At 77.2% G+C, this 20,666-nt stretch carries 16 protein-coding genes; 4 read left to right on the forward strand and 12 right to left on the reverse strand.

Annotation, left to right across the window (positions count from 1 at the left end):
- Positions 1–121 precede the first annotated feature (121 nt).
- The 4 genes from ACI79G_RS14165 to ACI79G_RS14180 all read right to left on the reverse strand — a co-directional run bounded on the left by ACI79G_RS14165 (position 122) and on the right by ACI79G_RS14180 (position 3,383).
- A complete protein-coding gene (locus ACI79G_RS14165; protein ID WP_456881759.1) occupies positions 122–286 on the reverse strand; it encodes a hypothetical protein in 165 nt (54 codons plus the stop codon).
- Between the two features lie 92 nt (positions 287–378).
- Positions 379–615, reverse strand: a complete 237-nt coding sequence (locus tag ACI79G_RS14170) for a WhiB family transcriptional regulator (protein ID WP_456881760.1) — start codon at positions 613–615, stop codon at positions 379–381.
- Between the two features lie 244 nt (positions 616–859).
- Positions 860–1,174: a hypothetical protein gene (locus ACI79G_RS14175; protein ID WP_456881761.1), complete on the reverse strand. Its 315-nt coding sequence runs from the start codon at positions 1,172–1,174 to the stop codon at positions 860–862.
- Positions 1,175–1,358: 184 nt separating this feature from the next.
- Positions 1,359–3,383, reverse strand: a complete 2,025-nt coding sequence (locus ACI79G_RS14180; protein WP_456881762.1) for an ATP-dependent helicase — start codon at positions 3,381–3,383, stop codon at positions 1,359–1,361.
- A 149-nt stretch (positions 3,384–3,532) separates the two neighbouring features.
- Between ACI79G_RS14180 and ACI79G_RS14185 the strand changes: the two genes are divergently transcribed.
- From ACI79G_RS14185 to ACI79G_RS14195, 3 genes are all read left to right on the forward strand, one after another.
- Entirely contained in the window at positions 3,533–3,796 is a 264-nt protein-coding gene (locus ACI79G_RS14185) for a mycoredoxin (protein ID WP_456881763.1), read from the forward strand.
- Positions 3,797–3,982: 186 nt separating this feature from the next.
- Positions 3,983–4,582 carry an ANTAR domain-containing protein gene (locus ACI79G_RS14190; protein ID WP_456881764.1) on the forward strand — a complete coding sequence of 200 codons (600 nt, stop codon included), beginning with the start codon at positions 3,983–3,985 and terminating at the stop codon, positions 4,580–4,582.
- A 95-nt stretch (positions 4,583–4,677) separates the two neighbouring features.
- Positions 4,678–5,229 (forward strand): uridine kinase, encoded by a 552-nt coding sequence (locus ACI79G_RS14195; protein ID WP_456881765.1) that lies wholly within the window; start codon positions 4,678–4,680, stop codon positions 5,227–5,229.
- Positions 5,230–5,287: 58 nt separating this feature from the next.
- On the opposite strand, the gene nudC is transcribed toward ACI79G_RS14195, so the two are convergent.
- The 6 genes from nudC to ACI79G_RS14225 form a co-directional block, all read right to left on the reverse strand.
- On the reverse strand, positions 5,288–6,250 hold the full coding sequence (gene nudC / locus ACI79G_RS14200) for an NAD(+) diphosphatase (RefSeq protein WP_456881766.1): 963 nt from the start codon (positions 6,248–6,250) through the stop codon (positions 5,288–5,290).
- On the reverse strand, positions 6,247–7,602 hold the full coding sequence (locus ACI79G_RS14205) for a M16 family metallopeptidase (RefSeq protein WP_456881767.1): 1,356 nt from the start codon (positions 7,600–7,602) through the stop codon (positions 6,247–6,249). The genes nudC and ACI79G_RS14205 overlap by 4 nt, the downstream gene beginning before the upstream one ends.
- 73 nt (positions 7,603–7,675) lie before the next feature.
- Positions 7,676–8,986 (reverse strand): M16 family metallopeptidase, encoded by a 1,311-nt coding sequence (locus ACI79G_RS14210; RefSeq protein WP_456881768.1) that lies wholly within the window; start codon positions 8,984–8,986, stop codon positions 7,676–7,678.
- A gap of 278 nt (positions 8,987–9,264) precedes the next feature.
- Positions 9,265–10,128 carry a DUF2510 domain-containing protein gene (locus tag ACI79G_RS14215; RefSeq protein ID WP_456881769.1) on the reverse strand — a complete coding sequence of 288 codons (864 nt, stop codon included), beginning with the start codon at positions 10,126–10,128 and terminating at the stop codon, positions 9,265–9,267.
- 35 nt (positions 10,129–10,163) lie between these two features.
- Positions 10,164–11,768 carry a serine/threonine-protein kinase gene (locus ACI79G_RS14220; protein WP_456881770.1) on the reverse strand — a complete coding sequence of 535 codons (1,605 nt, stop codon included), beginning with the start codon at positions 11,766–11,768 and terminating at the stop codon, positions 10,164–10,166.
- Positions 11,765–13,183 carry a M20/M25/M40 family metallo-hydrolase gene (locus ACI79G_RS14225; protein ID WP_456881771.1) on the reverse strand — a complete coding sequence of 473 codons (1,419 nt, stop codon included), beginning with the start codon at positions 13,181–13,183 and terminating at the stop codon, positions 11,765–11,767. The genes ACI79G_RS14220 and ACI79G_RS14225 overlap by 4 nt, the downstream gene beginning before the upstream one ends.
- A 25-nt stretch (positions 13,184–13,208) precedes the next feature.
- Between ACI79G_RS14225 and ACI79G_RS14230 the strand changes: the two genes are divergently transcribed.
- A complete protein-coding gene (locus ACI79G_RS14230; protein WP_456881772.1) occupies positions 13,209–14,045 on the forward strand; it encodes an alpha/beta fold hydrolase in 837 nt (278 codons plus the stop codon).
- 4 nt (positions 14,046–14,049) lie between these two features.
- Here the strand turns inward: ACI79G_RS14230 and ACI79G_RS14235 are convergent, their stop codons facing one another.
- Together ACI79G_RS14235 and ACI79G_RS14240 are read right to left on the reverse strand one after the other, a co-directional pair.
- Positions 14,050–17,481: a UvrD-helicase domain-containing protein gene (locus ACI79G_RS14235; RefSeq protein ID WP_456881773.1), complete on the reverse strand. Its 3,432-nt coding sequence runs from the start codon at positions 17,479–17,481 to the stop codon at positions 14,050–14,052.
- Positions 17,478–20,666 (reverse strand): ATP-dependent helicase, encoded by a 3,189-nt coding sequence (locus ACI79G_RS14240; RefSeq protein ID WP_456881774.1) that lies wholly within the window; start codon positions 20,664–20,666, stop codon positions 17,478–17,480. Before ACI79G_RS14240 ends, ACI79G_RS14235 begins: the two co-directional genes overlap by 4 nt.

The raw sequence follows: 20,666 nt of genomic DNA on the forward strand, positions 1-20,666 counted from the left end.
CCCCCCCCCCCCCCCCACCCCCCCCCCCCGCCCCGCGCCGCCCCGCCCCGGCCCCCGGGCCCCCCCCCCCCCCCCCCCCTCGGCCGGGCGGCGGCGATCGCGCCGCCGCAGGGGGTCGCCGTCAGCGGACGGCGGCGCTGGCCCGTGCGGCACGCCGCGTGGCGTACTCGGCACGGCGGGCCCAGCGGCGGGCGGCCCGCAACCGGCGGGCGCGCGCCGCGGCGTCGGCCTCGGCACGCAGGTCGCGCAACCGGTCGACGGCCAGGTCGTACTCGAAGTCGTACACGTCAGGTCCTCACGTCGTCGTGGGTGGCCCGCCGTCGGCGGACCGGGGTGGGCCGGCTCGGGTGGGCCGGCTCGGGACTGCGTGCCGGTCGCTCAGGCGGCCGCCACCTTGCGGGGGCGACCCCGCGGGCGCTTGCGCGGGATGACCACACCCCGCTCGAAGATCTCCCCGCCCCAGACGCCCCACGGCTCGCCGCGGCGGAGCGCCCCGGCCAGGCAGGCGTCGCGGACCGGGCACTCCGTGCAGCGGACCTTGGCCTCCTCCAGCCCCGCCGGGGTGTCGGCGAACCAGAGGTCGGGGTCGGTCCGGCACGGCAGGGGACGCCGCACCGGTGCCGGCGCCAGCGGGGGCGCCGGCCGTCGGGGAAGGGAGCCGCCGGTCCGGGGGAGCCCGGTTCGGCGGTGGGACGTCGGACGGTCGGCCGTCGACTGCACTGCCGCTCCTCCTCGTACTCGTCGTCTGCGGCCGGCGGGGGCCCGCCGACCGGGAGTCGGGGCGGGTGCCGCGGCGGAGATGAGAGAGGCCGCGGAACCCGGTTCGGGTTCCGCGGCCTCGAGGAGGTCCTGTCGAGCGCTAGCTCGAGGGTCTCCTCGAGGAGTGGATCCCGAGGGTGGTGCCGTTGTGCTCGGTGGTGGTGCGCGTGCTGATCTGCTGCGCGTAGCCGGTGGTGCCGAAGGCGCCGGTCGCCGGGGTCACGAAGACGTCGATGCCCGAGAAGTCGAGGCCGGGGACACGGGTGCCGGGGCGCGTGGGAACGGCCGGGGTCACCGGGAGGGCGCGCAGACGCGCGACCACGGGCGGCTCGATGGCGCAGGCAGCCGTGCGCACGGCGAGGCCCACCGGGCCACGAGCCCCGGCGGGGGCGAGGGTCCACATCGTGCTGATCACGTCGCCCACCTCCTCCGGGGGTCGCATCCCGGCCGTGCGGCCGGTCTCGGGTCCTGGCGCGCTCGAGCTGTCCTCCGAGTGCGATCAGGACAGTAGGGGGCGGCCGCGGAGGCGGTCAACGCAATTAACCGGCCCGGGTTCGAGTGGCTCAGGACGTCCGACCGCCGTGACCGAGCGCGACGGCTCAGGAGCCGAGGGTGCTCAGCACGTCCTCGCCGTAGAGCTCGAGCTTGCGAGCGCCGATGCCCGGCAGGGCGGCCAGTTCGCGCAGCGACGCCGGCCGGGTCTCCGCGATGGCCTGCAGCGTCGCGTCGGTGAAGACGACGTAGGCGGGGACCGACGCCGACGCGGCCGTCTCGCTGCGCCAGGCGCGCAGCCGCTCGAACAGCTCCCCCGCCTCGCCCTCGAGCACGACCTTGGCGCGCTTCTGCCGCCGCTGGGGAGGCGCTGCGGTCGGTGTGGACCCGGGGACCAGCCCGTCGAGGAACCGGCTGCGCGGCCGGGACCGGCGGCCGCCGGGGTTGCGGGCCAGCGACCACGACAGCGTCAGCTGCTCCCGGGCGCGGGTGACGGCGACGTAGAGCAGTCGCCGCTCCTCCTCCACCGCGTCCGGCCGGGACAACGACTGCGAGATCGGCAGCACGCCGTCGACCAGGCCGACGACGAAGACGGCGTCCCACTCCAGGCCCTTGGCCGCGTGCATCGAGGCCAGCGTGACGCCCTGCACGGTGGGGGCGTGCTGCGCGTCGGCGCGGGCGGCCAGGTGCGACACGAAGCCGGCGAGGTCCATCGTCGGGTCCTCGGCGACCAGGTCGACGGCGAGGTCGACCAGCGCGGCGAGGGACTGCCAGCGGTCCCTCGCCGCTCCCCCGGGCGGGGGGCGGTGCTCGACCCAGCCGGTGGAGGCCAGCACGTCGCGCACGGTGGGCACCAGCGCGCCCGGCTCGGTGCCGCCGGCCGCGGCGCCGCGCAGCAGCAGGACGGCCTCGCGCACCTCCGGACGCTCGAAAAACCGCTCGCCGCCACGCAGCACGTAGGGCACGCCCACCGCGGCGAGCGCGTTCTCGTAGACCTCGGACTGCGCGTTGATCCGGAACAGGACGGCGATCTCCGCGGCCGGCGTCCCGGCCTCGACGAGTGCTCGGCAGGCCTGGGCGACCGCCGCGGCCTCGGTGGGCTCGTCGGGGTGCTCGAAGAAGCGGGGCGCGGGGCCCTCGGCGCGCTGGCCCAGCAGCCGGAGCCCGGGCAGCCCCTTGCGCGGCGGCGCCTGCCCGATCAGCTTGTTGGCCAGGGCCACGACCTGCGGCGTGGAGCGATAGTCGCGCTCCAGCTTGACCACCTCGGCGTCCGGGTACCGGTCGGCGAAGCCCAGCAGGTAGTCGGGGTCGGCGCCGGTGAACGAGTAGATGGTCTGGTTGGGGTCGCCGACCACGCAGACGTCGGCGCGACCCCCCAGCCAGGCGTCGAGCAGCCGCTGCTGCAGCGGGTTGACGTCCTGGTACTCGTCGACCACGAAGTGCCGGTACTGCCCGCGCACCTGGCGGGCGACGTCCGGGTGCTCCTCGAGGGCGAAGGCGGTGACCAGCAGCAGGTCCTCGAAGTCCAGCGCGCCGTCGCGCTGCTTGGCCGACTCGTAGCTCGCGTAGACCCGCGCCACCGCTGCGGGCTCGAACGGGGGCTCGCGGCCGGCGGCCTGGGCGCGGGCCGGGTAGTCGTCGGGCGTGGCCAGCGTGGTCTTGGCCCACTCGATCTCGCTGGCCAGGTCGCGCAGGCTGGTGCGGTCGGTGGACAGCCGGGACCGGGAGGCGGCCGCCGCCACCAGCCGCAGCTTGTTCTCGACCAGCTCCGGCATCGGCCCGCCGAGCACCCGGGGCGCGAAGTAGCGCAGCTGGCGCATGGCCGCGGCGTGGAAGGTGCGGGCCTGGACACCGCCCACCCCCAGGCCGGCCAGCCGGGACCGCAGCTCGCCCGCGGCGCGGGCGGTGAAGGTGACGGCGAGGACCTGCTCGGGCACGAACGCCCCGGTGTGCACGCCGTAGGCGATCCGGTGGGTGATCGTGCGGGTCTTGCCGGTGCCCGCACCGGCGAGGATGCAGACCGGCCCGGACACCGCCTGCGCGGCGGCGCGCTGCTCGTCGTCCAGCTGCGCGAGCACCGCCTCGGCGCCCTGCACCCGGACGTCCCCGGGCGCACCGGCGATCTGCGACATCGGCCTCCCCGTCTCCCGTCGATGGCCGTGACCCATCCTCCCAGCCCCCAGCGACAGACGGGGGAAGCATCCCCAGGGGCGCGGCGTTGTCGCCCCGTGACGGCCGGGCACGCGTGCCCGGACCCCGACCGACCAGGAGGAACGCCTCGATGACCGCCGCTCCCGCCGCCGTGACCATGTACACCACCACCTGGTGCGGGTACTGCCTGCGGCTCAAGAAGCTGATGCAGCGCGAGGGCATCGAGTACGCCGAGGTCGACATCGAGCGCGACCCGGCCGCGGCCGAGCTGGTCATGCAGGCGAACGGGGGCAACCGCACCGTTCCCACGCTGCTCTTCCCCGACGGCAGCGCCCTGACCAACCCCAGCATCGACCAGGTGAAGGCCCAGCTGGAGCAGTCCGCAGGGGCATGACGGCGGGTGGTCCCTCCGCTGCGCTGCGCGAGGGGGCATAGTCGTCGAGGACGGCTCGTTACCGTAGCCCCCTGCCCCCGGCTACCCGCCGGGCCCAGCCCCTCGCGGAGGCCGCCCAGTGAGTGAGCGCACCACCCCAGCGGAGTGCCCGCCGACATCGACGTCCTCCGGTGCCGGGGAGACGTCGTGAGTCCCGGACTGGAGCACGTCACGGCGGCGGACGACCCGTCGGGCGCGGAGCCCACCGTGGTGGTCGCCCGGACCGGTCGCGGCTGGTCGGTGTTCGCCCCCGGCCGAGCCGAGGACGTCGACGACCTCGTCGAGGGCATGACCCTCGCCGACCTGGTCAGCGAAGAGCTGGGCGCACGGGTCGAGCCCGACCGCGGCGCGCGTCGGGCCGCCCGCGGTGCCCCCGGGGACGCCGACCCCGACGCCGACCCGCGGGACGCCCGGCTGGCCGCGCTCGAGCGCACCGTCGCCCAGCTCGAGCACGCCCTGGCCGCCCGGGTCTCCACCGAACGCGCCATCGGGGTGCTCGCCGAGCGGCAGGGCACGACGCCGCAGGCCGCCTTCGAGCAGCTGCGACGGAACGCCCGCTCGCAGGGGCGGCCGGTGCCCGAGCTCGCCCGCGAGGTGCTCGACGACCTGGTGGCCCGGGCCGCCCCGGCGGGCGCCGAGGTCCCGGCCGCGCTGGCGCCGGTGCCGCGCACCCTGGTGCGGGACGCCGGCCGGGCGCCCCGCACCCGCAGCCGCGCCGGACGCGGCCCCGCGGAGGGCCGGTCCTGACCCGACCGGAGCCGCTCACCCCCGAGGCACTGGCCGACCGGCTGGCCGCACTGCTCGCCGGCACCGACCCCGAGCCCGGGGCGACCGCCCTGCGCGTGGCGGTGGACGGGCCCGACGTCGCCGCGCCGGCCGAGCTGGCGGCCGCGGTCGCCGAGCGGTTGCCGCCGCTGGGGCGCCCCGCCGTCGTCGTCCCCGCCGGCGGGTTCCTGCGTCCGGCGTCCCTGCGGTTCGAGCACGGCCGCACCGACCCCGACGCCCGCTACACCGACTGGCTGGACTCCGGCGCGCTGTCCCGCGAGGTGCTCGACCCGGTCGGTCCCGGCGGCTCTGGGCAGTACCTGCCGGTGCTCTGGGACGTCGACCGCGACCGGGCCGCCCGCGCCGTCCCCCGGCCGATGCCGCCCCGCGGGGTGCTGCTGGTCCCGGGTGCGCTGCTGCAGGGGCTCGGGCTGGCCTTCGACGTCGTCGTCCACCTGCGGGTGGCCCCGGCGGCCCGTCGCCGTCGCACGCCTCCCGAGCAGGCCTGGGAGCTCCCGGCGTTCGACCGCTACGACGACGAGGTGGACCCGGTGTCGCTGGCCGACGCCGTGGTGCTGGCAGACTCCCCGGACCACCCCGCGCTGGTGCTCCGGAACCGTTTCGGTTGACGGCCCGCCTGCAGGGCCCCGCCGCGAGCCTGCGAGTGGTGGGGGGCAGTCGGGTCCTTCAGTCGTCCTCCACCCAGCGGTCGATGATGTGCCGGGCGATGGAGACCGCCGGGGGCAGCGCCTGCGGGCCGGCGCCCGAGCGCAGCTCGTCACGGGTGAACCAGCGGGCCTCCTCGATCTCGGTCGGGTCCAGCCGCAGCGTCAGGTCGCCCTCGGCGCGGGCGGTGTAGCCGAGCATCAGCGACTGCGGGAACGGCCACGGCTGGCTGCCCACGTAGCGGATGTCGGTGACCCGCAGGCCGACCTCCTCGGCCACCTCCCGCGCCACCGCGCCCTCGGCGGACTCCCCGGGCTCGACGAAGCCGGCGAGGATCGAGAAGCGTCCCGGCGGCCACACCGCCTGGCGGCCCAGCACGCAGCGGTCGCCGCCGTCGTGGACCAGCATGATCACGGCCGGGTCGGTGCGGGGGAACAGCTCCGCGCCGGTCTGCGGGTCGCGCTGCACCCAGCCGGCCCGTTCGATCGTCGTCCGCGCGCCGGACAGCGGGCTGAACCGGTGCCGCTCGTGCCACTCGACCATGGCGACCGCCTCGGCGAGCAGGCCGGCGTCGAGGTCGTCGAGGTCGGCGCCGAGGTCGCGCAGGCCGGCCCAGGTGTCCGCGGGGCGGCCGCCGACGGTCAGCCGCCGGTCGCCGCGGACGGCGGCGTAGGGCACGCCGTCGGCCTCGCCGAGGTAGATCGCGCCCTCGGGCAGCCCGGTCCGCTCCTCCCAGAGCAGCCGCGGCCGGCCCCCGTCCTCCTCGACCGGCACGGTGCGCCGCTCGTCGACCGTGAGCACCCGCACCGCGCGGCCGCCGGTCGGGTCGGGCAGCGACCGGGCCAGGTGCCTGCGGTCGTGCGCGGAGCGCGACAGCACCGGGACCGCGCCGGCCGGCGAGGGACTGCTCTCCGGCCAGGGGACGCCGTCGCCCGACGGCGGCGGGTTGTCCGCCGGCGTGCTGCCGCCGTCCGGGACGCTCATGCCGCGTCCGCCGACGAGACGACCTCGACCGGGCCGAACGCGCGCAGCGGCTCGGCCACCTGCCCGGCGTCGCCGACGACGACGGCGGTGAGCCCGCTGGGCTGCAGGAACCGGCGCGCGGCCTCCTGCACCTCCTCGACGGTGACCCGGGCCAGCGCCTGCTGGTGCTCGGCCAGCCACTGCGGCGGCAGGCCCGACCCCGTGAGCGCCGACAGCGTGCTGGCCAGCCCGGCGTGGGTGGCGGTGGACAGCGCCATGCTGCCGAGCACGTAGCGACGGGCGGCGTCGAGCTCCTCCGCGCTGACCGGTGTGAGGGCCATGCGGCCCAGCTCGTACCAGGTCTCGAGGAACGCCGGCCCGGTGACCTCGGTGGCGACGTCGGCCTCGACGAGGAACGAGGAGGCGGCGGCGAGGTGGTCGACCGAGCTGCGCGGGCTGTAGCTGTAACCACGCCGCTCGCGGACGTTCTCCACCAGCCGGGAGGAGAAGTAGCCGCCGTAGACCATGTTGGCCAGCCGGACCGCGGGCAGGTCGGGGTCGGTGCGGCGGGGCGCGGTGCCACCCAGGCGCAGGTTGGACTGCACGGCGCCGGGCCGGTCGACGACCTGCAGCGCCCCGGGGGCCAGCTGCGGCACCGGTGGGGCGGCGACCGCCGTCCCCTCGCCGGTCCAGCCGGCCAGCGCGGTGCCGACGGCGTCGACGGCCGCCGCCGGGTCGAGGTCGCCGACGAGCACCAGCGTGCTGCCGGCGGGCAGCACCCGCTCGCGGTGCAGCTTGCGCAGCGCCTGGCTGCGCACCGCGGTGACCAGCTCGGCGGCGGGCAGCTGCTCGGCGTACGGGTGGGCGCCGTAGCGGCGGGCGGCCAGGGCGGTGCGCGCGATGACGCCGGGCTGGGAGCGGGCGATGGCGATCCGCTCGGCGACGCGCGCCCGCTCGGCCTCCACCCGGTCGGCCGGGTAGGTGGCGTCGGTGAGCACCTCGGCCAGCACGCCGAGCACGGGCGCGAGACCCTCGGCGAGCAGCGTGGTGGCGAACAGCAGCCGGTCGGGGTCGGTGGAGACCGACAGCTCCCCGCCGTGGGCCTGCAGCGCCTCGGCGATGCCGGTGGCGTCGTGCGCGCCGGTGCCGAGCAGGACGGCGCCGGAGAGCACCGAGGCGCGGGCGGTGTGCTGCGCGGCGGCGCGCGCGGTCGCGGCGGCGAAGGGCACCCGCAGGCGCAGCTCGACCAGCGGGACGCCGGGCCGCGGGACGACGACCAGCCGCAGTCCGTTGGGCAGCGTCTCCTCGGTGACGGCCAGCTCGGGCTGGGGCCGGGGCTCGCCCAGCGGCGGGATCAGCACGGGGGCGCTCACGAACCCTCCTCGCCGGCGCTCGTCGGCCGCGTTCGCGGCGCTGCTGTGTCCATGGAGGAGCTCCCGAGCTCGCTCATCGACGTCCCCCCGTGGCGCGCAGCTCGAGGACCGCGACGGTGCCGGGGTCCAGGCCCCGGGCGGCGGTCCGCACCTGCTCGGGGGTGACGGCTGCCAGCCGGGCGGCGAGCTCGCCGGCCAGCTCGGCGCGGCCGTGGATGAGTTCGGCGTTGGCGAAGGCCAGCGTGCGGCCGAGCACCGAGTCGGCCTGACGCAGCAGCTGGGCCTCGGTGCGGGCCTGCACCCGGGCGAGCTCGTCGGCGCCGACGCCGTCCTCGGCGATCCGGCCGATCTCCTCGTGCACCGCGGTGCTCACCTTCTCCGTCGGGACCGACGCCGGGTGGTGCACCTGCGTGGTGAGCAGCGTCGCGTCCCGGACGTCGAAGGGGTCGCCGAACAGGCCCACGTAGCTGCTCTGCGCGATGGCGAGCTGGTCGTCGTGGACCAGCCGCCGCTCCAGCCGGGAGGCGTCGCCCTCGCTGAGCAGCTCGGCCAGCAGCACCGTGCCGAGGTAGGAGTCGAGGTCGCCGACCGGGTCGGGCACCCGCCAGCCGAGGGCGACCGCGGGCGCGGGGGCGAGCGGGTCCTCGACCACGCCGGAGCGGACGGTGGTCGGCGAGGGCTCGCCGGTGGGCGGCGTCGGCGGGACCTCGCGAGCGGTGATGGGACCGAACCAGCGGCGCACCAGTTGCTCGGCCTCCGCGACGTCGAGGTCGCCGCCGAGGCACAGGACGGCGTTGCCCGGCGCGTAGTAGCGGTGGGAGAAGTCCGCGGCGTCGTCGACGGTCGAGGACTCCAGGTCGACGAAGGAGCCGTAGCCGTCGTGGGTGTTGGCGAAGCTCTCGAAGGCGATCGCGGGCAGCTGCAGCCACGGGAAGGCGCCGTAGGGACGGTTGAGCACGTTGACCCGGATCTCCTCCTTCACCACGTCGATCTGGTTGCGGAGGTTCTCCTCGGTGATGGCCGGCGCCGCCATGCGGTCGGCCTCGAGGAAGAGGGCGCGCTCGAGGGCCTCGGCGGGGAGGGCCTCGTAGTAGTTGGTGTAGTCCTGGTGGGTCGAGCCGTTGAAGGTGCCGCCCGCGGCCTGGACCAGGCGGGCGTGCTCCATCTTCGGGACGTTGGCCGAGCCCTGGAACATCAGGTGCTCGAAGAGGTGGGCGAACCCGGTGCGGCCCTGGGGCTCGTTGCGCATCCCGACGTCGTAGGAGACGGTCACGGCGACCACCGGGACGCTGCGGTCCGGCGCCAGCACGACACGCAGCCCGTTCTCGAGTCGGAAGCGCTCCACCGGGTGCCGGAGGGTGAGGTCGGCCCCAGCTGCAGTCACGTGCCCGACAGTAGCTGCGCCCGGGGACGCCGCGCCGGGCGACGCCGGAGGCTGCGACGTCGGCCACCCGCGGGTCCCTGGGAGCGGGGCCCGGAGGCTCCCCCGAGCAGGGACGGGACTCACCGGCTCAACGGCGGCCCGGGGACGGCACGTGGCCGCGGTGCGGGTCCCTGGGAGCGGGGGCCCGGAGGCTCCCCCGAGCAGGGACGGGACTCACCGGCTCAACGGCGGCCCGGGGACGGCACGTGGCCGCGGTGTCGGCCGGTAGGCCGACGATGTCACAGCACGTCGATGCCGTCGATGACGCGGTCGATGACCCCGTACAGCTCCGCGTGGGTGTTGGGGATGGAGAGGTAGAGCAGCGCGGGGACGGGCCGGCCGACGTCGACGAGCAGCAGCGCGGCCCGCTCCCCCGTCGCCTCGTAGCCCTCGACGTCCCAGGAGAGGTCGAACTCCAGCAGGTGCGCGGGGGCGCCGTCGACGGTGCGGGCCTCGTCGCGCAGGACCTCTCGCTCGTTGGGTCCCGGGTAGTAGTTCAGCCGCACGCTGTCGGCGACCTGGGCGAGGGTCGGCTGCAGGCCGCCCGCGGGGTCGAACAGCGGCGACAGCGGCCCGGACGTGCACTGTGCGATGAAGGGCCCGCCGTCGGGCGTGGACTCCTGGGTGACCGTGTACTGCCCGGCGACCGAGGTCGTCTCGGCGACGTCCTGCAGGTCGTACTCGAGCCAGCCCTGGCCCAGGTAGGGGTAGGCGATCCCGGCGGCCTCGTCGACGATCCGGAGCGTGCCGGGCGGGAAGGCCGGCCCGCTGGGCGCCGGCAGCGCGGTCGGGCCCGTGTCGTCGACGGAGCTGCTGGGCCGGCCGACGAGGAAGCCGATGAGGACGACGAGCACCAGCCCGAGCACCGACAGCCCGACCACCCACCCGGTGCGCCGCGGGGTCCGTCCCGGGCCGGGCGGTGGGGGCGGCGCGGCCGGCTCGGGCACGGGAGCCGGTGCGGTGGCGGGCGCCTGCACGGCCACGCCCGGACCGACGGGGGTGGTGACGTCGGACCACCCGCCGCCGTTCCACCACCGCACCATCCCGGGGACGCCGTCGGGGTCGGGGTACCACCCCGGTGGCGCGCTCGACGTACCGGTCACGGCGCCACCCTAGGTGCGCCGGCTGGGAGCCCCGGTCAGCGACGGTCGGCGGCGTCGTCCCACCACGAGACCAGCTCGCGCAGGCCGTCGTCCCCGCCGCCGCGCACCTCGGCGACGGCGAGGGTGCCCGTGTCGTCCCAGGTCCAGCGCAGCTGCGCATCCCCCTCGGCGTCGAGGGAGCAGGCCAACCGGCCCACCACCCGGTCGTCGTCGCGCAGCTGCAGCCAGCCCTCCGGGTCCGCACCGCGGCCGCACTCGCGCTCGCTGTCGAGCAGCCGCAGCCCCTGGGACTCGACGTGCGCGGCGAGGGCGGCGGCCGCGCCGTCCCCGGCGTACAGCGTGTGGGTGCTCGCCGGGGCGCCGTCCTCGTCGGGGTCCCCGGGCGGGCAGTCGAGCCGTCCCAGGGTCCGGCCGTCCCCGGGTGCGGCCGTGCAGTCGGCAGGGTCGACCTGGTCGGGCAGGCCCAGGGCGAGCAGGCGCTCGGCGACGCCGGAGACGTCGCCGGCGGCCGCGTCGGCCCGGCGGTCGGCGGCGACGAGGAGCCCGGCGAGGACCAGCGCGGCGACCGCCGCGGCCGCGGCGAGCACCCACGGCAGCCAGCCGAGCCGGCGCCGGGACCGACCGGCGGGAGGAACGCCGACGAGGGCCGGCGCGGACGGCGCCGGGGCGGCGACCGGCACCTGCCGGGTGGTCGAGCGGCCACCGTCCGCCGGGAGGGGGCCGACCGCCGTCGGGACGTCGTCCGGCCGGGGCACCGGGACGCCGCTGCCCGTCAGCGCTCCCCGCGCCGCCTCGGCCAGGTCGCCGGCGCGCTGCCAGCGCCGGTCCGGGTCCTTGGCCAGGCCCCGCAGGACGACCTCGTCGAGGGCCGCGGGCAGCCCCGGGCGCAGGGACGACGGCCGCGGCGGGGGCTCGTGCAGGTGCGCGGCCATCACCCGCGCCGGGTCGCCGGGGCCGAACGGACGGCGGCCGGTGAGCAGCTCGAACAGCAGGCAGGCCAGGGAGTAGACGTCGGCGCGGGCGTCCGGCGGGGTCGGGCCGAACCGCTCGGGGGCCATGTACTCGGTGCTGCCGACCGCGGTGCCGACGGCGGTCAGGGCCGGCCCGGGGCCGTCGTCGGCACCGCGGGCGACGCCGAAGTCGGCGAGGTAGGCGAAGTCCTCGCCGGGGGCCGAGGTGGCCAGGTCGCGCCCGTCGGCGCGGCCGACGAGCAGCACGTTGGACGGCTTGACGTCGCGGTGCACCAGCCCCCCGGCGTGGGCGGCGTCGAGCGCGCGGGCGACCTGGCCGACCAGGTCGACGGCGCGAGCGGGGTCGACCGGGCCGGTGCGCCGCAGCAGCGCGTCCAGGTCCTCGCCCTCGACCAGCCGCATGTCGAGGAAGAGCTGGCCGTCTATCTCCCCGTAGCGGTGGATGGGGACGACGTGCGGCTCGGTCAGGCGGGCGGCGATGCGCGCCTCGCGCCGGAAGCGGTCGCGGTACCCCTCGTCCTGGGCCCACTGCGGGTGCAGCACCTTCAGGGCGACGTCCCGCTCGTGGTCGTCGTCGTGCGCCCGCAGCACCTGCCCCATGCCGCCGCGGCCGAGCACGCCGAGGACCCGGTAGGGGCCGAACCGACCGCCGTCCTGCGGCGCCGTCACCGTGGGCGCAGCGGCACGGCCGCGAGCTCCCGCCACAGGTGCGCGGCCGCCTCGGCGCCGCGGTGCAGCATCGGCAGCAGCACCCGCTCGTTCGGCGAGTGGATGCGGTCGGTGGGCAGCCCGGCGCCGAGGAAGAGCAGCGGGGCGCCGAGGACGTCGACCAGGTCGGCCTCCGGTCCGCTGCCGCCCTCGCGGGTGAACAGCACGTCGGCGGGGTCGCGGTCGAAGGCCTGGCCGATCGCGGTGAGCAGGGCGGCCATCGCCGGGGAGTCCAGGTCGCTGGCGCAGGGCGAGACGCCGCCGGCCGGGACGTGCACGTCGGCCTGGATGCCCTCGGGCAGGTTGGCCGCCACCCAGCCGCGCACCTGGTCGGCGAGGTCGGCGGGGCGCTGGTCGGCGACCAGCCGGAAGGTGATCTTGGCGTGCGCCTCGGCCGGGATGATCGTCTTGTGCCCGGGGCCGGTGTAGCCGCCCCACATGCCGTTGACCTCCGCGGTGGGCCGCGCGCCGATCCGCTCCAGGGTGGTGAAGCCCTCCTCACCGGTGGCGACGCGGGAGGCGGCGGGCCCGGCCAGCCAGGCGGCCTCGTCGAAGGGCACGCGGGCCATGAGCTCGCGCTCGCGGTCGGTCAGCGGCCGGACCTCGTCGTAGAAGCCGGGCAGGGTGACCCGCCCGTGCTCGTCGTGCAGGCTCGCCAGGAGGGTGGCCATGGCGTGCAGCGGGTTGGGGACGCCGCCGCCGAAGGAGCCCGAGTGCAGGTCGACGGCCGGCCCGCGCAGGGTGATCTCAGCGTCGGCCAGCCCGCGCATGGCGACCACGGCGCTGGGGACGTCGGGGGCGGCCATCCCGGTGTCGCTGACCACGACGACGTCGCAGCGCAGCCGGTCGGCGCGCTCGCGCAGCAGCGCGGCGAAGTACGGCGACCCGGACTCCTCCTCGCCCTCGACCAGCACCTTCACGGTCACCGCCGGGGTGTCCCGGCCGGTGGCGGCCAGGTGCGCGCGCATGCCGAGCAGGTGCATCGCGACGTTGCCCTTGTCGTCGATGGCGCCGCGGGCGTGCAGCTCCGGGCCGTCGGGACCCTCCACGCGGGTCGGCTCGAACGGCGGGTGCTCCCACAGCTCCAGCGGATCGACCGGCTGCACGTCGTGGTGGCCGTAGACGAGGGCGACCGGCGCGCCGTCGTCCACCGACGGCCACTCCGCGTAGACGGCCGGCGCCCCGGCGGTCTCCCACACCTCCACGACCGGGAAACCGGTGCGGCGCAGCGCGTCGGCCAGCCACTCCGCACTCGCGGCGACGTGGGGCGCGTGGGCCGGGTCGGCGGAGATCGACGGGATCCGCAACCACGCGTCGAGGTCGGCGTGCAGGTCGTCGAGGTGTGCGGTGACGAAGTCGCGTTCCGGGCTGCTCACGGCTGCCGACGGTAGCGTCGGCAGCATGCCGGGACAGCTGCTGCGGGTGGACGTCGGCGACCTCACCTTCGACGTGCGGGCCGACGGGCCGGACGACGGCCGCCCGGTGCTGCTGCTCCACGGCTTCCCGGAGACGTCGGCGTCGTGGGCCGCGGTGACGCCCCGGCTGACCGAGGCGGGGCTGCGCACCTACGCCGTCGACCAGCTGGGCTACTCCCCCGGCGCCCGCCCGGCCGAGGTCGACGCCTACGCGCTGACCAACCTGGCGCAGGTCACCGCCGACCTGATGACCGCCATGGACGTGCCGGTGGCCGACGTCGTCGGGCACGACTGGGGCGCGAACGTCGCCTGGGCGCTGGCCGCGTGGCACGAGGACCGGGTGCGCTCGCTGACCGCCGTCTCGGTGCCGCACCCCACGGCGTTCACCACGGCCTTCCGCTCCGACCCGGAGCAGAAGGAGCGCTCGGCCTACATCCGGCTGTTCTGGCAGCAGGGCAAGGCCGAGGAGGTGCTGCTCGCCGACGACGCCCGGCGACTGCGGCGGATGTTCGGGGACGCCGTCCCGGCCGAGGCCGTCGACGAGTACGTGGCCGTGCTGTCGGCGCCGGGCGCGCTGACCGCCGCGCTCAACTGGTACCGGGCGATGAGCTCGGCCACGCCGGTCGACGACGTGACCGTGCCGACCACCTACGTCTGGAGCGACGACGACGTCGCGATCGGACGACGGGCCGCGGAGGGCTGCGCCGAGCACGTCACCGGCGACTACCGCTTCATCGAGCTGGCCGGGATCTCCCACTGGGTCCCCGAGCAGGCCCCGGACCAGCTGGCCGTGGCGATCCTGGACCGCATCGCCTCCAGCTGAGGGCTCAGTCCACCTCCGGCGGAGGGGGCAGGTCGTCGTCCGGGGGCCCGTCGGGGAGGTCGTCGCCCTGCCCGGTGACCAGGGCGAGCAGGCCGGCCTCGTCGAGCAGGTCGACCGGGCGCACGGTGACGCCGGCGGCGACGTGGTGGAACCCGGCGCTGACCCGCTCGACCGGGACGCCGGTCAGCCGGGACCAGCCCAGCCGGTAGGCGGCCAGCTGCACCGCCGCGGCGGCGAGCGCCGCGCCCGACGGGGGCGGGCCGGTCTTCCAGTCGACGACCTCGAAACCTCCGTCGCCGTCGTCGAAGACCGCGTCGATGCGCCCGCGCAGGGTCAGCGGGCCCAGGGGCGTCTCGAAGGGCACCTCGACCTCGACCGGCTGCCGGTCGGCCCAGGAGCTGGCCAGGAACGCCTCCTGCAGCGCGGCCAGCGCGCCGTCGGGGGCGGCGGACTCGTCACCGGAGCCGGGCAGCTCGTCGAGGTCGAGCAGCCGGGCGACGCCGAAGCGCTCCTCCAGCCAGGCGTGGAAGGCGGTGCCGCGGCGGGCCAGCGGTGCCGGCGCGGCGGGCATCGGCCGGCGCAGCCGCCGGGCGAGCTCGGCCGGGTCGCGGCGCAGCGCGACCAGCTCGGACACCGACAGGTGGCTGGGCAGCGGCACGTCGACGGTCGGGGAGGTGGTGCGGCGCCGCTCGCGCAGCAGCAGGTCGGCGTCGCGCACCCACCGCTCCACCTCCGGGTCGCCGGTGCCGAGCGCGGCCTCGGCGTCCAGCGGGTGCGGGGCGGCGCCGGCCACCAGCTCGGCGGCGGCGGTGAGCGCCCGGCGGCGCGGCGGGGAGAGCGGGTCGGCCGGCCACACGCCGACCGGCCACTCCTCCAGCGCCGGGTTGGGAGCGCCCGCCTCGGGGCGCTCGGCCCACGCGACGACGGCGCCGGCGCCGGCGGTGCAGGCGCGGCGGACGGTGTCGAGCAGCACCGAGGGCCCGCACGGCTTGACGCCGTCGCGCCACCAGCTGCCCGAGCACAGCAGCAGGTGCTTGGCGCGGGTGACCGCGACGTAGCCGAGCCGGATCTCCTCGGCCTCGCCGAAGCGCTTCCACTCCTCGACGTAGTCCTCGAGCGCGGCGCGCACCGCGGCCTGGTCGCCGGAGCCGGGCACCGGCAGGCGCAGCTGCGGCAGCTCCGCGCGGTCGGTGGTGCGCAGGTCGACCGGGACCGCACCGGGGTCCCTGACCCACGAGTCGCTGGTGTCGGTGCGGGCCGGGAACTGGTCGGCCGTCATGCCCGGCACGGCGACGACGTCCCACTCCAGGCCCTTGGCCGAGTGCCCGGTGAGCAGCTGGATCGACTCGGGGTCGACCGCGACCTCGCCCGGCTCCAGGCCCCGCTCGCGCTCCTCGGCGTCGCGCAGGTAGCCGAGGAAGGCCGGCAGCGAGGGCAGCTCGGCCAGCTCGGTGAACTCCGCGGCGACCGCGTGCAGCGCGTCGAGGTGCGCCCGCGCCGCGCCGGGGCTGACGCCGGGCGCGCTGGCCAGCTCGGTCTCCAGGCCCAGCACCCGCGCGACGTCGTCGACCAGGTCGGGCAGCGACTCCCCCAGCCGGCCGCGCAGGTGCGCCAGCTCCGCGCCCAGCCGGCGCAGCCGCCGAAAGGCCGCGGGTGAGTAGGCCGACGGGTCCCCGAGGTCGTCGAGCGCCTCGACGATGCTGCCGCGCTCGGACGGGCGGGGAGCGGGATCGTCGTCGTCCTCGCGTTCGGGACGACGGGAGTGCACCAGCGCGCGGGCGCGGGACTCGAGCGCGGCGAGGTCGCGGGGACCGATCCGCCAGCGGGCGCCGGTGAGCAGCCGGCCCATCGCGTCGCCGGCGGTCGGGTCGACGAGCACGGTCAGCGTCGCGACCACGTCGGAGACCTCGGGCACCTCCAGCAGCCCGCCCAGACCGACGACGGTCACCGGCAGGCCGCGGGAGCGCAGCGCGGCGGCGATGCCGGGCAGCTGCTTGCGGGTGCGCACCAGCACCGCCGTCGTCGGGGGGCGGCCGTCGGCACGCGGCGGCAGCGCCGGGTCCTGGCCGCGCCAGCAGGCGGCCAGCCGGTCGGCCAGCGCCTCGGTCTCCTCGGCCACGGTCGCGTACAGGCCGGCGGTGACCAGCCCGTGCCCGGCGGTGGGGGCCGGCGCGAGGTCGGGCAGCGGCACCTCGGGCGCCGGCAGCAGCCCGGCGACGTCGTTGGCGACGGCGAGCACCGCGCCGTCGTTGCGCCAGCTGGTGGCCAGGGTGAGCCGCTGCGCCGCCCGGCCGCGGACGCCGGGGAAGGTGCGGTCGAAGCGCTCGATCGTCCCCGCCGACGCGCCGCGCCAGCCGTAGATCGACTGCCTCGGGTCGCCGACGGCGAGCACCGCGTGCCCGGTGGTGCGGCCGAACAGCGCCTCCAGCATCCGCAGCTGACCGACGCTGGTGTCCTGGTACTCGTCGAGCAGCACGATCCGCCAGCGGGCGCGCTCGCGACGGCCCACCTCGGGCGCGCTGACCGCGACCCGCGCGGCCAGCGCCACCTGGTCGGAGTGGTCGATCGCCCCGGCGGCCCGCTTGCGCGCCTCGAACGCCTCGACCAGCGGCAGCAGCGCCACGCGGGCGCGCTGGCGGGCCAGCATGTCCAGCACCGGCTTGTACGGGCCGCGCTTGCCCTTCGCGTCGGGGTAGCCGGCGATCTGCCGCTCCAGCTGCGCGGTCCACGCGCGCAGCCGGTCGGCGGAGACGTCGTGCTCCCCGAGCTCGCCGGCCAGCGCCAGCACGTCCTCGACGGTGGTCAGCGGGCTCAGCTGGACGTCGTCCATGTCGCCGGTCCAGCCGGAGACGACGGAGGACGCCTGCCCCCAGCACATGGCCGGTCCGAGCACACCGGCGCCGGGCTCCACGCCGATCCGCAGCCCGTGCTCGCTGACCAGCGAGGCGGCGTAGCCGTGGTAGGTCGACACCGTCGGCATCGCGACGGCCAGCCGCTCCCTGAGGTCCGGATCGGTCTCCGGGTGCCGCGCCAGCGCGCCCAGCCGGATCCGGATGCGCTCGTTGAGTTCGCTGGCCGCCTTGCGGGTGAAGGTCAGCCCGAGGATCGCGTCGGGGGCGACCAGCTCGTTGGCCACCAGCCAGCAGACGCGGGCGGCCATCGTCTCGGTCTTGCCCGACCCGGCCCCGGCCACGACGACCAGCGGCCGGTCGGCCGGCGCCGACACCACCCGCGCCTGCTCGTCGGAGGGTGCGTAGGACAGCCCGCACCGCGCGGCGACCTCGGCGGGGGTGAGCAGCCGGCGCTCCTGGACCGGTTCGGGTGCGGCACCGAACAGGGCGTCGTCGAAGGAGAGCTGTTGAAGGACCCCGTTCCCCCCTCCACTCGCAAGCTCGCGAGGGAACCCTGAACGGGGCCGCGTGCCGCGAGGACTCACGAGGTGACCTGCCGGCCGCGCTCGTGCAGCGGGCAGCTGCGCCGGGCCGGGCACCGGGAGCAGTGGCTGCCGGTGCGCACCTCGAAGGTGGCCGCGCCCATGCCGTCGCCGACCTGCGCCACCAGCTCCCCGGCCCAGGTCTCCCCCACCGGGACGTCGGCGGGCAGCGGCTCCTGTGCTTGCTCCTTGGCCCTGGTGCCGGAGCCCACCTGCAGCAGCGCCGCCCCGCCGGGGGCGTCGCCGTGCGGGCCGAACGCGCCGGCGGCGACGGCCACCTGGTAGGCGGCCAGCTGCCCGTGGGTGTCGATGTCGCGCGCGGCGGTGCGGCCGGTCTTGAGGTCGACGACGACCAGCCGGCCGGCGCCGTCGCGCTCGAGCCGGTCGACCTGGCCGCGGATGCGGGCCCGCCCCACGGTGACGTCGAAGTCGGCCTCGGCAGCCACCAGCTCGCGGCCGTTGGCGGCGTGCCAGCGCAGGAACCGGTCGAGCATGTCGCGGGCGGCGGTCCGCTGCCGCTGGTCGGCCCAGCCCGGCCCGAGGTCGAGCTGGTCGAGCTCCTCGGCCAGCGCGGCGGGCGCTTCGGCGGCGGGCAGCCCCTCGGCCACCTGCTGCGCGACGGCGTGCACCGCCGAGCCGACGGTGCGGGTGGCGTCCGGCGAGGCCTCGGCGCCGACCGCGCCGAGCACCCACTTCAGCGGGCAGCGCTGGAAGGTCTCGATCGCCGACGGGCGCACCCGCACCGCCTCGCCGTCGGGCACCAGCGGGGCGTCGTCGGACAGCGGCGCCAGCCCCCACCAGTCGGCCGGGGAGGCGCCGGGCACGTTCTCGTCGACCAGCCGGCGCAGCACCGCGGCGGCGGCCGACCGGCGGGCCGGCTCGGTCTGCGGGTCGCTCACCGCCCGCCGCAGCTCGGCGACCAGCGCCGGCAGCGTGAGCGAGCGCGGCAGCGGCGTCAGCGGCCGGCCCTCGTCGGGCGGGGCGACGACGAGGTCGAGGAACCGGGAGGCGGTGGCGCCGGCGTCGGGACCGTCCAGCGCACCCTCGACGGCGGTGACCAGCAGCCGGCGGCGGGCCCGGGTGCAGGCGACGTAGAACAGCCGCCGCTCCTCGGCCAGCATCTGCACGCGCCGGTCGAGCACGGCGCCGTCGATGCCCGCCACCCGCTCGACCAGCAGCTCGGTGCCCAGCAGCGTGCCGCGGTCGCGGAGGTCGGGCCAGACGCCCTCCTGCACGCCGGCCACGCAGACGACGTCCCACTCCAGGCCCTTGGACGCGTGCGCGGTGAGCAGCCGGACGGCGTCGGTCGCCGACTCCCGGCCCGCGCCGGTGACCCCGGGCAGCTCCTGTGCCGACAGGTGCTCGACGAACGCGCCGACGGTGGCCGAGGGCAGCCGGTCGACGAAACCCGCCGCGGCGTCGAACAGCGCGACGACGGCGTCCAGGTCCCGGTCGGCGACCGCTCCGGCCGCCCCGCCGGCGGCGCTGGCCCGCGCCCACCGGCCGGCCAGGCCGCTGCGCTGCCACATCGCCCAGAGCACGTCCTCCGCGGAGCCGTCGCGGGCCAGCGCCACCCGGCCGGCGGCCAGCACGTCCGCGACCCGGCGCGCGGGGCGGGCGACGGCCTCGGGCAGCTCCTCGAGCAGCGCCTCGTCGGTGAGCGCGGTGGCCAGCGGCGCGCCCCGCTCGTCGGCGTCGACCCCGCGCCGGGCCTGCGCGATCCGCACCGCCCGGCGCAGCCGGCGCAGGTCCAGCACGGTCGCGCCGCCCAGCGCAGAGGTCAGCAGCGCCTCGGCGCCGGGCTCGTCGAGGGCCGGCGTGCCCGGCTCGGCGCCCGGCTGCGGCAGCAGCGCGCCGAGCGCGGCCAGGAGCGGCGCGACGGCCGGCTGGGCGGCCAGCGGCAGGTCGTCGGTGCCGACCTCGACCGGGACGCCGGCGGAGGTGAGCGCCCGCCGCAGCGGCCCGATGGCCAGCGCGGCGCGGACGACGACGGCCATCTCCGACCACGGGACGCCGTCGACCAGGTGCGCGCGGCGCAGGGTGTCGGCGACGTAGGCGGCCTCGACCGCCGCCGAGCCGAAGACGTGCACCTCGGCGACGCCCTCCTCGGCGCCCTCGACCGCGGCCAGCCGGCGGTGCTCCCACGGGCCGGGCAGCGCCTCGGCGACCCGCCGGCTCACCGCCAGCAGCGCCGGGCCCGAGCGCCGGCACACGCCCAGCGACAGCCGCGGTGCGGGCCGGCCGGTGACGGTGCGGAACCGGTCCGGGAACTCGACGATGCCGCGCGGCTCGGCGCCCCGGAAGGCGTAGACGGCCTGGTCGGGGTCACCGACGACGACCAGGTCGCCCCCGCCGCCGGCGAGCAGCTGCAGCAGCTCCACCTGTGCGGGGTCGGTGTCCTGGTACTCGTCGACGAACAGCCAGCGGGCCCGCTCCCGCTCGGCGCGCAACAGCTCCGGGTCGTCCTCGAGCTCGGCGATCGCGGCCCGGACCAGCTCGGCGGGGTCGTAGCCCGACGCGTCACCGCCGCCGGCGGTGGAGAAGGCGGTGACCGCCTCGTACTGCTCCTGGAAGGCCGCGGCGTGCAGCCACGCCTCGTTGCCGGTCTCGCGGCTCCACGCGGCCAGCAGCTCGGGGTCGACCCCGCGCTCGGTGGCCCGGAGCAGCAGGTCCCGCAGCTCGCCGCGGAAGCCGGCGGTGGTCAGCGCCGGGAGCAGGGACTCCGGCCAGCGCACCGCGCCCTCCCCGGCCAGGTCACCGCGCAGCAGCTCGGCGACGACGGCGTCCTGCTCGGCGGCGGTGAGCAGCCGCGGGGGCGCCTCCCCGCGCAGCAGCGCCGCCCGTCGCAGCACGCCGTAGGCGTAGGAGTGGAAGGTGCGGGCCAGCGGCTCACGGATGGTGCGCGCCACCCGCGCGGTGACGCGGTCGCGCACCTCGGCGGCGGCCCGGCGGCTGAAGGTCAGGACGAGGATCTGCTCGGGGTCGACGCCGCGGTCGATCCGCGCGGCGACCGCCTCGACGATCGTCGTCGTCTTGCCGGTGCCCGGGCCGGCGAGCACCAGCAGCGGGCCGCCCGCGTGGTCGACGACGGCCTGCTGGGTGGGGTCGAGCAGGGGCCGTCGCACCGACGCCACGGCCGGCTGCACGAGGCGGTAGACCGGCGCTGACTCGTCCCCCCGCAGTGCCAC

The organism is Geodermatophilus sp. SYSU D00779 (genome assembly GCF_054050595.1).

What these genes read in the sequence shown, in the direction of transcription:
- ACI79G_RS14180 (WP_456881762.1), bottom strand. Translation starts at nt 3,383, where the DNA reads ATGTCGCAGATCGCCGGTGCGCCCGGGGACGTCCGGGTGCAGGGCGCC.
- ACI79G_RS14185 (WP_456881763.1), top strand. Translation starts at nt 3,533, where the DNA reads ATGACCGCCGCTCCCGCCGCCGTGACCATGTACACCACCACCTGGTGC.
- nudC (WP_456881766.1), bottom strand. Translation starts at nt 6,250, where the DNA reads ATGAGCGTCCCGGACGGCGGCAGCACGCCGGCGGACAACCCGCCGCCG.
- ACI79G_RS14230 (WP_456881772.1), top strand. Translation starts at nt 13,209, where the DNA reads ATGCCGGGACAGCTGCTGCGGGTGGACGTCGGCGACCTCACCTTCGAC.